The sequence below is a fragment of the Halocatena marina genome (assembly GCF_023276375.1).
Taxonomy (GTDB): Archaea; Halobacteriota; Halobacteria; order Halobacteriales; family Haloarculaceae; genus Halocatena; species Halocatena marina.
Genome location: NZ_JALLPK010000001.1, coordinates 1042554 through 1059752, shown reverse-complemented (window position 1 = coordinate 1059752; position 17199 = coordinate 1042554). Strand labels below are relative to the sequence as shown.

General features: G+C 53.7%; 17 protein-coding genes. 11 read left to right on the top strand and 6 right to left on the bottom strand.

The annotated features are described in order from the left end of the window. Nucleotides 1-548: 548 nt before the first annotated feature. Complete coding sequence (locus MW898_RS05010; protein WP_248905123.1) at nucleotides 549-1220, top strand: type 1 glutamine amidotransferase; 672 nt, start codon at nucleotides 549-551, stop codon at nucleotides 1218-1220. A 147-nt stretch (nucleotides 1221-1367) separates the two neighbouring features. Here the strand turns inward: MW898_RS05010 and MW898_RS05005 are convergent, their stop codons facing one another. Next, nucleotides 1368-1688 (bottom strand): hypothetical protein, encoded by a 321-nt coding sequence (locus tag MW898_RS05005; RefSeq protein ID WP_248905121.1) that lies wholly within the window; start codon nucleotides 1686-1688, stop codon nucleotides 1368-1370. A 212-nt stretch (nucleotides 1689-1900) separates the two neighbouring features. Then, nucleotides 1901-3271, bottom strand: a complete 1371-nt coding sequence (locus MW898_RS05000; protein WP_248905119.1) for a M28 family metallopeptidase — start codon at nucleotides 3269-3271, stop codon at nucleotides 1901-1903. A gap of 106 nt (nucleotides 3272-3377) precedes the next feature. Here MW898_RS05000 and MW898_RS04995 point away from each other — a divergent pair, with 106 nt between their 5' ends. The 6 genes from MW898_RS04995 to MW898_RS04970 all read left to right on the top strand — a co-directional run bounded on the left by MW898_RS04995 (nucleotide 3378) and on the right by MW898_RS04970 (nucleotide 10819). Next, on the top strand, nucleotides 3378-4856 hold the full coding sequence (locus MW898_RS04995) for a metallopeptidase TldD-related protein (protein ID WP_248905117.1): 1479 nt from the start codon (nucleotides 3378-3380) through the stop codon (nucleotides 4854-4856). Between the two features lie 111 nt (nucleotides 4857-4967). Beyond that, entirely contained in the window at nucleotides 4968-6635 is a 1668-nt protein-coding gene (locus MW898_RS04990) for an ABC transporter substrate-binding protein (protein ID WP_248905115.1), read from the top strand. Between the two features lie 21 nt (nucleotides 6636-6656). Further along, entirely contained in the window at nucleotides 6657-7634 is a 978-nt protein-coding gene (locus MW898_RS04985; RefSeq protein ID WP_248905113.1) for an ABC transporter permease, read from the top strand. A 1-nt stretch (nucleotide 7635) separates the two neighbouring features. Next, nucleotides 7636-8616 carry an ABC transporter permease gene (locus MW898_RS04980; protein WP_248905111.1) on the top strand — a complete coding sequence of 327 codons (981 nt, stop codon included), beginning with the start codon at nucleotides 7636-7638 and terminating at the stop codon, nucleotides 8614-8616. Between the two features lie 60 nt (nucleotides 8617-8676). Beyond that, a complete protein-coding gene (locus MW898_RS25950; protein WP_248905109.1) occupies nucleotides 8677-9705 on the top strand; it encodes an ABC transporter ATP-binding protein in 1029 nt (342 codons plus the stop codon). Then, the gene (locus MW898_RS04970) at nucleotides 9698-10819 is read left to right on the top strand and encodes an ABC transporter ATP-binding protein (protein ID WP_248905107.1); all 1122 of its coding nucleotides are present in this window, start codon (nucleotides 9698-9700) and stop codon (nucleotides 10817-10819) included. The genes MW898_RS25950 and MW898_RS04970 overlap by 8 nt, the downstream gene beginning before the upstream one ends. A 47-nt stretch (nucleotides 10820-10866) precedes the next feature. Here the strand turns inward: MW898_RS04970 and MW898_RS04965 are convergent, their stop codons facing one another. Continuing rightward, the gene (locus tag MW898_RS04965; RefSeq protein WP_248905105.1) at nucleotides 10867-11106 is read right to left on the bottom strand and encodes a hypothetical protein; all 240 of its coding nucleotides are present in this window, start codon (nucleotides 11104-11106) and stop codon (nucleotides 10867-10869) included. Nucleotides 11107-11492: 386 nt separating this feature from the next. On the opposite strand from MW898_RS04965, the gene MW898_RS04960 reads away from it, so the two are divergent. The 3 genes from MW898_RS04960 (at nucleotide 11493) to MW898_RS04950 (ending at nucleotide 13605) form a co-directional block, all read left to right on the top strand. Next, entirely contained in the window at nucleotides 11493-12791 is a 1299-nt protein-coding gene (locus MW898_RS04960) for an MFS transporter (protein ID WP_248905103.1), read from the top strand. Nucleotides 12792-12881: 90 nt separating this feature from the next. Next, nucleotides 12882-13202, top strand: coding sequence for a hypothetical protein (locus MW898_RS26490; protein ID WP_444881621.1), 321 nt, complete (start codon nucleotides 12882-12884; stop codon nucleotides 13200-13202). Between the two features lie 244 nt (nucleotides 13203-13446). Further along, a complete protein-coding gene (locus MW898_RS04950; RefSeq protein WP_248905100.1) occupies nucleotides 13447-13605 on the top strand; it encodes a hypothetical protein in 159 nt (52 codons plus the stop codon). A 4-nt stretch (nucleotides 13606-13609) separates the two neighbouring features. Here the strand turns inward: MW898_RS04950 and MW898_RS04945 are convergent, their stop codons facing one another. Continuing rightward, a complete protein-coding gene (locus tag MW898_RS04945; RefSeq protein WP_248905097.1) occupies nucleotides 13610-14719 on the bottom strand; it encodes a CobW family GTP-binding protein in 1110 nt (369 codons plus the stop codon). Nucleotides 14720-15092: 373 nt separating this feature from the next. Between MW898_RS04945 and MW898_RS04940 the strand changes: the two genes are divergently transcribed. After that, nucleotides 15093-15434 carry a DUF7853 family protein gene (locus MW898_RS04940; RefSeq protein ID WP_248905095.1) on the top strand — a complete coding sequence of 114 codons (342 nt, stop codon included), beginning with the start codon at nucleotides 15093-15095 and terminating at the stop codon, nucleotides 15432-15434. Nucleotides 15435-15561: 127 nt separating this feature from the next. Here the strand turns inward: MW898_RS04940 and MW898_RS04935 are convergent, their stop codons facing one another. Together MW898_RS04935 and MW898_RS04930 are read right to left on the bottom strand one after the other, a co-directional pair. Then, on the bottom strand, nucleotides 15562-15768 hold the full coding sequence (locus tag MW898_RS04935; protein ID WP_248905093.1) for a TrmB family transcriptional regulator: 207 nt from the start codon (nucleotides 15766-15768) through the stop codon (nucleotides 15562-15564). Between the two features lie 809 nt (nucleotides 15769-16577). Continuing rightward, a complete protein-coding gene (locus tag MW898_RS04930; protein ID WP_248905091.1) occupies nucleotides 16578-17174 on the bottom strand; it encodes an arsinothricin resistance N-acetyltransferase ArsN1 family B in 597 nt (198 codons plus the stop codon). Nucleotides 17175-17199 lie beyond the last annotated feature (25 nt).

The window sequence follows — 17199 nt, the reverse complement described above, 5'->3', positions numbered from 1 at the left end:
TATTCGACCTTAGTGGTCATCCATTCGTGGTGGATCCACACTGAACGATCCTTCGGCTGGGCATCTATTGGCGTCAAGCCACATGCAGTCTCGGTTGTATCGAGCAGGCTTTACTCTGCTCTGCAGTCATATTCCCGATAAAATGGGCGTCTACGGGTCCCGAAACACCACGTGACAGCGGCTACGACCGCAACTGTACGCAAGGTATCCGTGACGGCTTTTCAACTAGATGATTATTCGATATCGGCTTGTTCAGTGACCGCTGTGAGATTTGTCGTTCGGTCGAGCTGAGTGAGCAGCGGACACTCAGCTCGATATCGCGGACGGATTGATCAACATCGCTGTGTTGCTCTGCTGAGAGTTCGTCCGTTCAGCAAACACCGTGAATTCTCGTCGTTCAACAAGGTATGAAATGCGTGGCGGGATACCGATCTCTACGGTCAACGGGGCAAAACGAGGCAGTAACAGAACAGACAGTTGTAAGGAGTGGATAGTGGTTATTAAATAATCAGAAAGACAAAGCGCGATAGAGCGGAAGACTGGAACATATGTCTGTTAGCAATAGAGATTCGTTGGATTTGTACGTCGTTCGCAACGAGGTCGATCCGGAGTGTGCGTATCACTGCGACGCGTTGACAGCGCGGTTCCCCACTGCCGAGGCGGTCGATTTTGTCGCGGGCGAACGTATCTCTCTCGACGAGGCAGACGGCGTCATCTTAACTGGCAGCACGGCGGCAGTTTATGAGTCTGACAGCCGTCCGTGGATCACTGAACAGGAGGAACTCGTCCGCGAACTTGTTGATCGAGACATTCCAACGCTCGGCGTCTGTTTTGGCCACCAAGTAATCAATTCGGCGCTCGGTAGCACCGTCGAAAAGGTCGAAACCACGGCGACACTCGTTGGGGCGAACTTAGCCGACGATCCGCTGTTCGACGGAGTCGATCCAGTTGTCGTTTCGCTACACAGCGACGTCGTGACAGAGCCGGGGGAGAACATGGAAATTATCGCGTCAGCCGATCACGCTCGCGTGTTTGGGACTCGCCACCGGACTGCACCACTATGGACGATACAGTTCCATCCAGAGATTACAGCCACACACCGGGACGACCTCATCGACGACTTCGGATGGCAATCGGAGCAGTTCTCGTTCGATGACGTCGCTACCGGACAGCTCTTTGAAAACTTCAAGCGTATTGTTCGAAGAACACACGGGTACTGAGACGTGCTGTACTTGCAGTGACCCGCAATCCAACCATTATTGCTTTCGTAAGGCTTTGTATCTCATCGCACCCGAGGTACTGATCTGCACTAGGTGCAGCCGATCGCTCTCGGTGTTGGGCCATCACAGGCGTGTGGATTCTCGTACTCACTGCGTTGGTGATTTCTTTTCGATGATCGTGATTTCGCATAATATGAAGTACAACACGTCGACAACCCCGACAACAAATGCTCCAATCCCTAGACCGGCAAACCACACGATAAGTGCGAGAGACTCAACCAGCGTTACCGCTAGAACCGGACCTAAACTATCTTCGAGATGCAACCTGGGGATTCCTGCGACTCCGACTGCAACAGTCAGCAGTGTAGTCACGAGCAGCCCATCGTTGCGATAGGCATGAACCATTGCCACACCAACGACAATAGCGATCGCCGCTAAGACGGCGAGGAAAGGGGGGTTCACCAGCACTAACTGGTATGGTGTATCCGACCAAACAAGCGTGGAAACTAGCTCCAATAAGAATGGAAAATCGCCGAGAACGGTGCGACTCACAAAGGTACGCGCCACGCCACAGTGTTTGTGAGCGGCAAAATCGTGGAACAATCAATCGCCGATATACATTCAACTGTTGCTATCGGTGACCGAACGTCGAGCAACGCAATCACGGACAAATCGAGCCATCAATCGTCGTCCTCTGTTGTATTCGTTTCCTCGAAGGGCCAGGTGCCGGCATTTCGCATCCCCGCTTCGTAGTCTTGCTCAATCGTCGCTGCACGAATCTCCGAGACAGGTTTGTGTGGAATCTCTCGATCTGCTCGTGCGAGTTCGAGGATACCCGCAGTGAAAACAACAGACAGATCACGGAGGTCCCGTACATCGAGTTTGTCGAGCGTGTCGCCGTGCGTGTGCCCCCAGCCACGCCCGCTGTCATCTGCAACCGAACGGCCTTGTGCACCCGGAACGCCGCGTTGGACAAACGGCCAATGGTCGCTGTGTGGGCGAATATCTGACGATATTTCGACAGGGACACCGAATTCGTCCTGCACCGCTGTGAATGCTTCACCGATAGCGTCGTATCCATGTGTGTAGATATCAGCAGTGCGGGAGTAACCAGCGCCGTCTAAATTGATGATGCATTTTACGCGCGCGAGGTCGTGCGTTTCGGTCCACTCGTACGCTCCGTAGAGACCGACCTCCTCAGCACCAAAGACGAGACAGCGAACGCGGGTCTCGATATCGTCGGCGATCTGCATGAGGAGACGACCAATTTCGGTGACAAGCACTGTCCCAACACCGTTATCATTGGCTCCTTCACCGATATCGTGGGCATCGATGTGAGCGGTGACAAGCACCTCTTCGTCGGTTTCAGGGCCAACTACCGCCTCGATATTTCGGGTCGTCGTCCGTTCGTTTCGACAATCAATCGCCAGCCGAGCGCGAGTCTCACTGTCCTCACAGTAGCGGACGAGTCGCTTCCCGACCTCCTTCGAGACGCCAATAGCTGGAATGTCACCAGGTCCATCCTCGTTGCCGACACTCCCAGTCGGTGGGAGGTTCCCGTCAAGGTGATTACGAAAGAGGAATCCAGCCGCACCACCGCGAACAGCTGCTCCGTACTTCTCTCCGCGATGAATCCATCGTCCGTACCCGTCTGGGGTGAGACTTGAGGCGAGCACGAGCTTCCCCGCTACGTCAGTCGTTTGAAAGTCTTCGGGGAGACCGTGTCCGATATCGATGATTTCGGCGGTCACATCGCCACTCGGTGTTCCAGGTAGCGCGACCGTCTCGTGTTGTGCATCGAATGCGTGTGTTCGCTCATGTTCGACAGTGAGCGAACTCGATCCACGCCACCAGCCGGGGATCTCGAATTCAGTTATCGAAGCATCACGCAGGCCATACGAGTCGAACGCGTCTTTCACCAGCTGTGCGCCTTCTGCTTCACCCTCCTGTCCAGCCATTCTATTGTCGAGGTCGACAAGATCACAGAGAAGATTCCAAAGATGAGAACTCGTGTATGCATCGCCAACAATTGCCGTGGGTAATGTGTCCATTGTTCGTAGTGAACTAGACAAGGAGAGTAAGTATAATGTAGATTTGGTTTAGCGAGGGTTTCACGAAGGCGGAACGAACTTCACCAGTTCCGAGCGAATGGCGGATATGGATGGCTTCGGAGACAGCCTCAACGCCGCTGAATGGGTGACATCACGGCTCGAATCGGAGGATGTTAGCCACGCAGAAGTTGGTTGTGTAATGAAAGAAAGCACAGAGGGAAGAGTAACGCTCGCTGAACTCGAACCTGGAACAGAACACTCACAGAACGCTGTTTGGTGGCGTGTGTTCGTTGAGGGAAGTGCAGACTATCGGTTTACGACTTCACTTGAAGAATCACACCTCGCTGATCTCGTAGGACGATCGATTCAATCGGCACGTCTTCTCGACCAGCACACTCCGGCACGGTACGACCAGGGAACGACCCATCAAGCGATGCATCCGGGATGGTCTGTTGGCGGATCGCTCGACAACCAGAGTCCGAGTGAGAAGCTCGAGATCGTTCAATCGGCGTTCGAAGATGCAATGGACGGTCTCTCCCTCGAACGAGCACGGGCATCGTATCACGATACTCGCATTCAATCGGCGTTGCTGACGACGACTGGAACGACCGTCCGCTCGACGCTTGAGCGCGCGTCGGTAGAGATAGTTGTTGACCCGACTAACGCGCCGAAGATGCAGCGCCATTTCGGGAGCACAGCCGGAATGTCGTTTCTCGATACGCTCGAAAAACAGTTTGAGGAAGTGGCATCACACGCGCGAAGAAATGGCGAGGCAAGATGTCTTCGAACGCCGCCCGACATCGATAGTCCGACTGAAATCGTGTTCGGTCCGCGTGCTGCAGCAGAACTATTCCACGAAGTTTGCCATTATCTGGAGATCGATATGAAGTATTTCGGGTCGAGTCCGTTCGCAGTCGGTGACCGAATCGGACCGCGTTCGCTTCAGATCGAAGACGGTGTCTGTGCTGGCTCGTGGACAGCGCGGGCGTTCGACGCTGAAGGGAGAACGACAACCCCTGTAACGCTCGTGTCTGAAGGAATCGTTCGGAACCATCTCCACGACACCGCGTCGGCTATTGAGGAGGAGACGGTCCCGGCGGGAACGGTTGTCCCGAGTCTCGGATACGAACGTCCGCCGCGGATTCACTCTCGGCACCTCTCCGTTACAGCGGGAGACACATCACGCACGTCGCTCCGTACGGGAGCAGCGGTGCGGATAGAGTCGGTTGAGTCAGCACGGCTACTCAACGATGCAACAGAGACAAAGCGCCAGAGCTCGATGCCCCCGAGCGTTCAGTATGCGAAAGATATCGCCGAGACTACCCCTTCGGAGTTCTCGGACGAAGCCACGAACCAGACCCTTGCGTTCCCGATTCAGATTGGGTATACAATCGACGGGGCAGAACGAGCACAGCCATTTACCGATGGGACTGTCATTGTCTCTCTGTCCGACATACAGTCCATTTCGATGCTCGGCAGCCGACGCGAGACAGTAACTGGTACGTGTACAAAGCATCGTTCGACGGTCCCATACGCAATCACAGCGCCGGCGATTCGACTTACTGCCCGTCTTTCCCCGGAATAGCTGATGTTACGAGTTCATTTTTAGTTATATACCTAACATGGATATAATAGTGTGATAGTATAACACTTATTCCCTACAATTTATTACCGTTCAGTTGAACCCTGTGTACAGATGCTAATTGATAACAATGATGTTGATAGACGTGAATTTTTAAAGCTTACCACAGCAACTGGGCTTGGTGGATTGGCGAGTCTCGCTGGATGCAGTAGTTTAGAAAGTAGTAGCGGAGGTGCAGAAAACGCGGGGAGTGAGCTTCCACAGTACAAGTATCTGAATAATCCTGCCAATTACAACCCTGCTCGCCACGACGCGATCAATCTCGTCGGTGAACAACTCAACAATCTGGGCCTCAATGTGAAAGTACAGGTGTTCGAATGGGGGACGCTGTACACGAAGATCACTCAGGAGCACGACTTTTCATTCGCCACCTGGTCTCGCGGGCTCGGTATCGATCCGGGCGTCCGGATGCCCGAGCAGTTCCACTCCTCGAACGTTACGGCCGATCAAGGAAATTTCACTGGCTACGCGAACAAGGATCTCGATCCAACGTTGATGGAGCAGCTACAGGAAAAAGACGAGCAAAAGCGGATCCAGATGCTCCACGATATCCAGACGACACTCGGCAAAGACGTTCCGATGCACCCCATCGTCCAGATGCCCAACATCGTGGCGTACAACAACAATCAGGTCAGTGGGTGGACCGACCACATCGTCGGCTACTATCATTTCGAGCCGATGACGAACGTGGAGGTGAAAAACGACAAAAAGGAGCTACGAGGCTCGTGGGCTGAGACACTTGGGACGATGAACGTCCTCGGTTACAAGAATGAGACGAAGCTCATTCACCAGTTCGAGATGCTGTACGATAAGCTCGTTCGCATCAACTCGAAGTTAGAAGCCGATCCGAAGCTCAGTCTGGCGACCAAATGGGAGCGCCCGGACGATACGACGGTCAAGTACAAGCTCCGGGAGGACCACAAGTGGCACGACGGTGAAGCCGTCACGCCCGAGGACGTGAAGTTCACCCTCGATTACGTCAAGAAGAATAAGATTCCACTCTATTCCACACAGTGGGAGCTATATGACTCAGTATCGGTAGATGGTCAGTGGATTACGGTGACGTTCAAAGATCCAATCGGACCGGTCCACAAGTTGTTTTCCAACCAGATTCCGATCCTGCCAAAGCACAAGTGGAACAGCCGAAGCAATCCAGCGAAGGCATCGGTCAAAAAGCCAGTCGGAAGTGGCCCGCTCCAGTTTGATTACTGGGACAAAGGCAGTGAGCTGAGTCTGAAGAAGTACGGCGATCACTGGCGACCGGTCAAATTCAACCGTCGGATTTGGCGCATCATCCCCGAAAGTTCGACAGTTTGGTCACTCCTGAAAAAAGGGAAGCTAAACTACCTGCCATACACCCGTATCGGCAAACAGCTCAAAGATAACAAGGGCAAGAGTAACATCGGCGTCCAATCGACGCCCGGTGATGGATGGTGGCACTTTAGCCAAAATCTCCGAAAGAAGGGCCTCGACGACAGAGCGGTCCGACAGGCAGCTGTCCACGCGATTCCGAAGGCGGCCATCAACAAGCAAATTCTGTACGGATTCGCTAAAGAAGGCTGGAATCTCATCGGTGAATCGTTCGGTAAGTACAGCAATCCGGACGTGAAGAAATATCAGAAACAAAACGGCGTGGAGGCCGGTAAGAAACGCCTCGAAGATGCTGGATACGTCATCGACAACGACGGAACCGTTCACTTCCCCGAACAGTCGTCCAAGTAGGCCACTCACGCTCACACATCAATGGGAAAATCAGATTTCTTCATCAGACGTGCTCTACAGTTGGGTGTGACGCTCTGGGCCGTCGCGACCGCGTTGTTCATGCTGTTTCGGCTCATGCCCGGAAATCCGACGGCATACGTCATCTCGCCCGGAATGACACCGGAGGTAAGACAACAGCTCGTCGAAAGCTATGGACTGAACGATCCGCTGTGGGTGCAGTATCTCCGTTACATCGAAAACCTTCTGACGCTCGATCTCGGTCGCTCGTTCAAAACGAACGAACAAGTCGTCGACGTGCTCATAACGTATCTCCCGAATACACTCGTCCTGATGTTGACTGCGTTTATCGTCGCCTATTTTATCGGCATCACGCTCGGCGTGTTCACCGGGTGGTATCGGGGCAGCCGATTCGAGAAATCCGCTGTTGTAACTGCGCTCGTCGGTCGAAGCGTTCCCAGCTTCTGGGTTGGGCTTCTTGTGCTCTGGGTGTTCGGTACGAACCTCGGAATCATTCCAATGAGTGGGATGACGAGTCTCGGCTCCGGATCGACCGGGTTCTGGGAGATGGTGTTCTCTCTCGATTTCCTCCATCACCTCGTTGCTCCGGTCGTCGTCCTTGCGTTCTACTACATGGGATATCCGCTGCTCATCATGCGAAACAGCATGCTGGAGACCCTATCGGAGGACTTCATCGATATCTGTCGAGCAAAAGGCCTGACCGAACGAACGATCATGTTTAAACACGCGGCCCGCAACGCGTTTCTCCCTGTGCTGACCGCAGCAGCCATTGCGGTCGGTTACGCTGTCGGTGGGAGCGTTCTCATCGAGACGGTGTTCGGATGGCCGGGAATCGGGCGTGAAATGATCCGGGCTGTGCTCAGGCGAGACTATCCGGTTGCGCAGGGGACGTTTCTCGTTCTCGCGTTGTCGGTTATCCTGATGAACTTCGTCGCTGATCTCCTCTACGGCGTTCTCGATCCACGGGTGACCTATGACTGAGATGAGCCAAGAACAAGATCGGTCGATCTTCGCAGACATTGAAGGAGAAGAGGACGACCCCGAACAGTTCAGTGCGTGGCGACGGAATCTCCGACTGTGGCGCGAGACCATCACAGAGCAGTTCCGAATGCTGATCGACGATTCGTTGGTCTTGCTCGCGATGCTCACACTCGCCTTTTTCGGCTTCGTTGCACTCGCTGCACCGTATATTGCCCCTCATCCACCAACCGAACGGGTGTTCACCGGCGGTGCGCTCATCGCAAAGTGGATCAAACCGACGTTCCTCGGCGGCGATGGAAGCTTCCTCCTCGGAACAACCGCACAGGGATACGATATCTTCAGTCAGTTGGTGTACGGCGCACGTCCTGCTCTCGTTGTCGGGATTGTCGCTGCGTTGATGACGGTCGGTCTCGGAACGCTCGTTGGTCTCACGGCGGGATACTACGGTGGCTACGTTGATGACATCCTCATGCGTCTCGTTGATTTCGTCTACGGTCTCCCGCTTCTCCCGACGGTCATCGTGCTCGTGACGGTTCTCGGGCCAGGACTTGAAAACATCATCTTCGCGTTCGTCCTCCTCCAGTGGCGGACATCAGCGCGTGTTATTCGGGCGCTCGTGCTATCGTTGCGCGAGCGCTCGTTCGTCAAGGCTGCAAAGGTGTCCGGTGCGAGCAACTGGCGAATCATCTCACGACACATCGCACCAAACGTTCTCCCGATGGCGTTTCTCTACGGCGCGTTCGCCATCGCGTGGGCGATACTGACCGAAGCAGGAGTGTCGTTTCTCGGTCTCGGTGATCCGAGTAGCGTCTCGTGGGGCGTGATGCTCCAGAGCGCTCGGGTCTACAGCGCAATGACCGAAGGCGCATGGTGGTGGTTCGTACCACCAGGGATCTGCATCGCGCTCGTAGTCATCAGTGGCTTTCTCATCGGTCGTGGCTACGAAGAGATCGTCAATCCAGAACTACAGATACAAAGATGAACACAGACAAGCATTCGCACGAACACCGAGAACATCGACAGATAACGGGGGATTGCTAGCGTGGCCCTTCTCGAAATCGAAGATCTCGAAGTGTATTATGAGAGTGAAGACGGCCCAATCAAGGCGGTTGATGGCGTTAGCTTCGACATCGACGCCGGAGAAACCGTCGGTATCGTCGGTGAATCCGGCTGTGGAAAGAGTACGCTTGCGAAGGCACTCATCGGAATTCTCCCGCGCAATGGATACGTAAACGATGGGACTGTTCGGTTCGACGGCGACACTCTTACTGCGATGTCGGAGCGGCGTCAGCGCGAGCTTCGGTGGGACGAGATCTCCCTCATCGCACAGTCAGCGATGAATGCCCTCGATCCGGTCTACACCATCCGCGAACAGATTCAGGAGGCGATCGACGCCCACTACCCGAAGATGGGGCGGACAGAGAGCCAGCAGAAAATCGATGAGGCCTTCGATCTCGTCGGTCTCGACCGTGAGCGCCAGACGGACTACCCTCACCAGTTTTCTGGTGGGATGCGACAACGCGCGATGATCGCAATGTCACTTGTCCTCGAACCATCGCTTATCCTCGCAGACGAACCGACGACGGCGCTCGATGTCATCATGCAAGATCAGATTCTGAAACGGGTCAACGAAATTCAACGCGAGAGCGACACCGCGATGATGGTCATCACCCACGATGTCGCTGTCGTCGCAGAAACCTGCGATCGTATCGTTGTCATGTACGCTGGTGAAATCGCCGAGGAGGGGCCTGCATCGGACATTTTCGGCAAGCCGTACCATCCGTACACTCTCGGATTGAAAAGTGCGTTTCCGGACATCCGTCGATCGGAGCAGGATCTCGTGAGCATCGGTGGGCATCCACCAGATCTGAGTAACCCACCGAGTGGCTGTCGGTTCGCAGAACGGTGTCCGCTGGCGACCGACGTGTGTCGGGAGACAGTGCCGCCCATTCGTGAACACGGTGGTCTCAGTTCGAGGTGTCATCACACAGACCGAATCGACTCGGAGCTACGCCCGGTTTCCGATAAGGCACGAACGTGGCAGAACGTGGCGGAGGGAGCCAATGAGTGATGATACTGACCCTCTCGTTCGCGTAGAAGGGCTCGAAAAGCACTTCCCAGTTCGAAGTGGTCTCGTGAATAGTTTTCTGAACAGCATCCGGGGTGAAAAAGAAGATGTGGTTCACGCGATCGATGGTGTCAGCTTCGAACTCCGAGAAGGGGAGACATTCGGTATTGCCGGTGAGTCCGGGTGCGGTAAGACGACGACCGGGATGTGCCTGACGAAGCTGTACGAACCGACTGGTGGCAGTATCTACTACGACGGCAGAGAGATCACCAATGGGAATGGATCGTCTTCCAAGGATCTACAGTATTTCAGACAGAATGCGCAGATGATCTTTCAAGATCCGTTCGAGAGTCTAAATCCCCGGATGACGGTGTACGACACCGTGGTCGAGCCGCTTCGCATTCATGGTATCTCTAATCAACGAGCACGCGTTCGGCGAGCCTTGGAGTTCGCAGAGCTGGTACCAGCGGACTCATACTTTGATCGATATCCACACGAACTCTCGGGCGGGCAGCGCCAGCGCCTCGCCATTGCCCGAGCGTTGGTCATCGATCCCGACTTCATCGTAGCAGACGAACCCGTGTCGATGCTTGATGTGAGTCTCCGAGCAGGGGTCCTCTCCTTGCTAGAGCGAATGACTGAAGAATTCGGTCTGTCAGTCGTCTACATCAGTCACGACCTTTCGCTCCTCCGTCATATGTGTGATCGGCTCGCGATCATGTACATGGGAAAGATTGTCGAACAAGGACCGATCGAGGAGATACTCACGGAGCCAAAGCATCCCTACACTCGTGCGCTCATCGACGCTGTCCCAGTTCCTGACCCGACAGCGGATCGTACACGGGTCGAACTGCAGGGCGAGGTTGGTGATGCGATCCACATCCCGACCGGGTGCCGGTTCAAAAATCGCTGTGAAAAGTACATCGGTGATGTGTGTGATACCGTCGTGCCGCCACTCGAACAGAAATCAGACATCGAAGACAGACGGGAAGTGGCGTGTCACTTGTACGAGAGCGCGAACGGATTCGACCCGTACGCTAGGGTGGAGTCAATCGAACACGAGAGTGGTGCCAGTGACAGCGAGGACGACACTGCAGTAGGATCTTCCGCCGACTGAGCGTTTTTTAGTATACGGACAGTACACGATTCGGTACGAGAGCAACGCTATCGTCGTCGTTTTTGTTCGTTTGCTTCGGCCTCAGCTTCTAGTCGTTCTGCCCGAATCTCGTCTTTCCGCTTCGTTCGCCATTCCCAGATACCTGCCGCGATAATCACGATTCCACCGACTGCACCGCGCAGTGGTGATCCTGTGAGCGCGAAACTGACGAACACACCGATGGCAAAGAGTACTGAAATACCGAGTGTCATCTTCGCCCATCCCTGCTGTGGCTTCCGGAAGCGCATAATTGGTGCTTGTAGAGGAGCGATGTGAACATTACGGGGACCGATATCCGATTGGGGTGACGCTGTCGAGCGTAGATGAATAGTTTCAGCACTAGGGGAGATGCAGAACGTCCACCGGACCAACCGCGATAGTAGTCCGAAATGCTACAATAACCGGCGTCAGCGAGGCCTCAAGTACTGGGCGCCCGTTCCATCATGCATGGTGAACAATTCCATTCGTGTCGATTCACGGTCTGAGAGCGTTATACGCGTGTTCCACTTGATCGCAGGATGGAAATGGAACGGGGACATCGAGCTTCGGTCGATCTTTGCGGCTTGTGACACAGAGATCCAGTCAGAAACATGATGATCAAAGTGAATGTCCTGGATAAGATCTCGGGAAGACAATGAGTCTACCGGATATAGACCGTCAAGTGCTCGTGCTCGCGCTCGCTCGCATGGTTGATGCTGTCGGGAACTCGTTTCTTATTGTGGTTTTGCCGCTGTATATCGCTAGTGAAGCGATCACGCCCGGCACGCTCAGTGTGAGTGATGCGCTGCTTACGGGACTCGTGTTATCGATGTTTGGGCTGTTTAACAGCGTTGTCCAACCATTTGCCGGGCGAGCATCCGATCGTGCGGGCAAGCGGAAGATTTTCGTTCTGATTGGGTTGGCGATCCTTACGGTGACCAACGGGGCATTCGCGTTCGTCGGTAGCGAACTGTCGCTGCTCGCTATTCGCATCGCACAGGGCATCGGTGTTGCCTTTACCATTCCTGCAACGCTTGCACTCGTCAACGAGCTCTCGACGACCGCCACACGCGGGGGATCGATGGGCGTCTTCAACACGTTCCGGCTCCTCGGCTTCGGGGCCGGGCCGATTGCCGCCGGTGCAGTCGTCAGCACCGGACCGTACAGGCTCGCAATTGCCGATGTGGCTGTCCAACTGAGTGGTTTCGACGCCGCCTTCTTCATCGCGGCGATCACGGCACTCGGTGGATTCCTGCTCGTAACGCTGTTCGTAAGCGATCCCGAGAGCACGCACGCTGACGCGGGTGATGACCTCACTGTCTCAGTGTTAGCCGACGCAGGTGATGAGCAACTGCTCGATTCGGTGTTCACTCTCGGTGTCGCTACGCTGGTGATGGCGATCAGCATCGCACTCATTTCAACGATCCAGCCAGCAGTCAATACGAGACTTGATCAGGGTCCGACGTTGTTTGGGATCGAATTCGGTGTCTTCGTCCTCGTGCAGGTCGTGTTACAAGTTCCGATTGGAAGTGCGAGCGACCGGCACGGTCGGAAACCGTTCATTGTCTGGGGACTCGCTCTCTTGGTGCTGGCCACGTTCGTACAGGGATTGGTGGTCGCCCCGTGGCAGATGATCGCCGCACGCGCAGTCCAAGGTATTGCCGCGGCGTTCGTGTTTGCACCCGCGCTTGCGCTGGCTGGCGATCTGGCGACCGATGGTCAATCTGGAACGACACTCGCGGTGTTGACAATGGCTTTCGGACTGGGCACAGCGCTTGGGCCGCTCTCGTCGGGATTCCTGATCCAGTATGGCTTTCTCACACCATTCGCGTTCGGGGCCGCACTCGCGGCCGTCGGTGCGATCCTCGTCGCCACACAAGTCGAAGAAACAGTAACCTCCGGTTCTACAGCCACGACGAACGTCAGCGACACGGGGGAAATTCCTGAGGATTAGTCCATCAAACAGTGAGGCTAACAGTGTGAGCAGACAGTTTCCGAGTGATGCTGTTTGTTCAGAGACAGTACGCAGGCAGCAGATGAGAAAGTGACGGACGACGCACGATACCTCCTCTCACCGCTCGAACTCGAACTGGAGCACGTTCGTGATGACCTTCATCTCGGCTTTTTGAAGGTGCTCGGATGCGGTATTGGGTGCACAGTCAAGTCGGGCGGCTACGTCCTTGTGAGTCGCTTGTCGTGGTTGCTCGTAGTATCCAAGATCGAACGCGGCCAACAGCGCCGCTCGTTGGCGATCGCTCAATCCGGAGACGGGCGTCAGCATGGTGCAGCCTACGAAGAGTACTGCGAACGCGTTCCGAGATGGATTCCACAGCTACGTTCGACAAATGATGGATCGCTCGATTAGTGGCTGATGTCACTCGCCGTGTGGTGAACTGGAATTCGGAGATCCGAGTCAGAACACGACGCGTTTGTGTCGAGAGTTGCGTTTCAGATCTACAATCTGTGTCGCTGAACGACAGATACCAACGTCCGTTAACGAATGCTGTCATCACAGACACTGAGAGGCCTGCGAATCCCGTGGTAATGGTATAGAGCCAGTGTGTCGTTCGGGGAAATGAGTAAGATGATAGAGGATGTAGTATCAGCCAATGTGCCAGTACTGTAATTACGCCTATCAGGATGGCTGGGCACAGTTGCTGGAGTACGATGACGTGTATCAGAACGCGTTTTCAGATCAGACGACAGCACAATCGACGCATGGATTCCACGAGTCATGGGACGAACTCAGCGAAGAACTTGAGCTGTAAGCGATCACAGCGGGAATGGATCTGCTGACCGATCCGTGGTCTCTCCGGTGTCAATCAGGCAGCCATCGAGTTCTCTCCGGATCTGCTCTTCGTTCATCTCTCGGCCGATAAACACGAGGCGAGTCTTGCGGTCGTCAGATCTCCACTTACCAATCGGACCAGCCTGAACTGCAGGACCGGCCTGACTGACACCAATCACTTCCTCGTGACCAGCCACGTTGCAGACACCTTTCGCACGAACGACCGAATCAGTCCAGTCTCGCAGCCAGTCTGCTAAGTGTTCGGGAACAAATGGCCGCTCCTCTCGATAGACAAATGATGAGACACCATGACTCTCGGCGGCACTTTGTCTCGCGGCGCTGGGCTGTCCGCGACTCTCCTCGCTGTGATCGTGTGACCCTTCTGTGAGATGCTGTTTCCATCCCTGTGAGCGCTTCGTTCTCGTAAAGTCGAATAGTTCGGTCCCAAGGACGCTAGCAGGGTCCACCTCGCAGTAGCTGGTCCGGATCCGCTCGGCGCGTGGCTGTAGCATCTCGACGACGGTTTCGATCTCATCAAGAACATCGTCGGGAACCATGTCACACTTATTGAGAATGATGATATTACAGAATTCGATCTGTTCGACGAGAACGTTAGCCATTGGACGGTCATCCGGCTTACTGTCTGTAGGTAACGTTTCACCCGCATCGAACTCCTTCCAGAATCCGTAGGTGTCGAGAACGGTGACCACCGTGTCCAATTGGAACCAATCCTCAGGATCCACGTCAGTACTGTCGGCACCGTCCGTGAAAACCTTCGCAACAGGGAGCGGCTCCGAGATTCCGGATGACTCGACCAACAGGTAATCAAACTCCCGTGTCTCAGCGAGATGCTGTGCTTCAGATAGTAGATCGTCCTGCAGCCGACAGCAGATACACCCGTTCGACAGATCAACGATGCCCTCTTTGTCACTTTCGCGCGCGATGAGGTCGGCATCTATGTTTATTTCACCCATATCATTGACAATAATGGCGATGTCGAATCCCTTTGGATCCGATAGAATGTGGTTTACGAGAGTTGTTTTTCCTGCACCGAGATAGCCGCTGACGATTGTGACCGGAACTCTCCCATTCATACCACGTGTATTCGTGTCCGAGAACTAGTAAAGGATGCGTCCATCTACTGTTCGTTTATCGTGTCTTACAATGATTTCAGCTGTGTACTCTGTATAATCTCAACCATGGGATAAATATTTCTCATTGCTTTGATCCTGAATGTAACTGTAGAATCGTCAGAAGTGTCTTTTAGCTCCGCGGTGGCATAGGAATGCGAATGACGACAGACGATGAGCGATCGAACAAACGAGTGTGATTCGTCGAAAATGCGATCGCTACTGATGGAATTATTGATGACGTGATGATCGCATCATCGGCTGTTTGTTACAATGATAATAGTTAACAATAGTCGATAGCCTATCGGTTGTACGGCCCTCCGAAGAATCAACGGATATGTCCGATAAATCCTACAATCCACAAATCACGCTTTCGTTGTCGCGTGAGCAACACTGGACGCTCCATCACGTCCTCCTCGATCAGATCGAGCACGAATCAATGGCCGAAGAACCAACGAGAGTCGATCCACCATCGATCGAGGTGTACCAATCGTTCGAGACGCTCGATACCGGTAAGACCGTCTTCACCATTGCCCAACTCAAAGCGATGCAAACGATCCTTGCCGAATATCATCACTCTACGATGTGGTGGGAGATCGAACGCTCACAGCTCGAAGAGCTTCTCTACTGCATTTCTGATCGTATCGAACAGCATCAGACAGCTCCTCCCGCTGACTGATGCACTGTGGAAAAACCAATTCGTTGCACAATCACTCTTCGTCTCTTCAGCTATGAACGATCTGCCAATAAGTTGAATGTCGAAATCGATCGTCCCTCCGGCTGCTGTCGAATTTGATCGAAATCGCTTAGTTGATTGGATCAGACAGCGTGTAATAATCCGATTCTCGTTGTACGAGAGACATATCTTCCAGTGTCCCCAGCACCGGTAGGAGTTTCAATAGAGGGATATCGAGTGCTGCTCGCAGTTCTTTGGCCGTCGCCGAACCACATTCACGTAGGTACAAGTACACCAACTTCGATGTCTCCGTCGAGAGTGTCTCGAACGTTTCCATGTACACACCATATTCACGACGATTACTAAATCTTACTACGACAATCAACGATGCTAGAGAGAAATTGGCACGAAGTAGGAAAGGTTCACTTATATAATGTTGTAATAAAATAGTGTGGGTGACTACTGAGTTCCGTTTCATGTTCGTAGATCCACTCTGTACAAAGACAAGAGATAAATCTCGAGGGATTCATTTCCGACTGAAATCATATCGTATATTACTCAAACATTATCCATGATTAACTTAATTTGCACCACCTAAATCACCATTCAGACATCACATTAATAATCATTGTTCTATCATATCTACATTCGTATTAAGATCGAATTTGAAATAGTTCGATAGTACTTGCGTCCTCAGAGCACCGATCGCCGAGGAAGCCGGTGTCGACCTTGAGAACGCCGTCCCACATGAGGTGTGAGGATGGTGATGGACAATCCGAAATCGGGTGAATCGGTATTGCCTCATGTGGTTTATGCAGTCTGCGTATGCGCCCCTCGGTTGGATGGCGCTCGTAGCCGAGGGGTGTGGCAGGCGGCAGAAGGTTGGACCACTAACCCCATAGAGTTTCCCACCCCGCCACCGCCGATGTTCCGTAGACAATCATCATATATTAAACCCCTCAACAATCATTCAGATGATGTTAATCCATTCTGGATTCTAGTAAAATACCAGTATTGATATTTTCCATTGTGAACAGATATTACACTGTCTGTGGGCTGTCCAAGTTGAATGATCACACGATTAGAAGAACTGCCAAGACAGCGTTGTTGTCACATCAGTATCTTGCACGCCCGACGAACAACAATTCACAATTGAGCTGCTTGTACCCCGGTCCCAATGGCATCATCCCAACCCTCGTGAGACTGTACCTCCTGGAGGCTTGTTGGGCGTTCTGGATCGGGAGCTGGGTCACCAAGCGATCGATGCCACCACTTCACATCATGCCACGCACCATGTTTGTGGCCGACGTTCTTGTAGACGCCAATCGGCTGATAGCCCATCGATTCGTGGAAGCCAACACTGGCCGGGGTTGGAAGCGTAATTCCCGCGTATACGTTGAAAAAGCCTTGCAATGTGAGCAGTTCAAACAACGACTCGTAGAGTCCCCGAGCGATACCTGATCGATGATGATCGGGACGAACGTACACAGAACTGTCGACAGACCACTGGTAGGCATCCCGTGTGCGGTGTTTGCCTGCGTAGGCGTATCCAATAACCTCGCCATCGAGCTCTCCGACAAGCCATGGATAATCCTTGAGGGTGCTGCGAATCCGGTGACGAACCTCCTCAACAGATGGTGGCTCTCGCTCGAACGAAATGACTGTATCGCGGACGTAGGGCGCATAAATCTCCTGAATAGGTCCTGCATCATCCTCCGTCGCAAGTCTGATTGTAAAAGCCATGGCTGTACAACCCGTTCAATATATT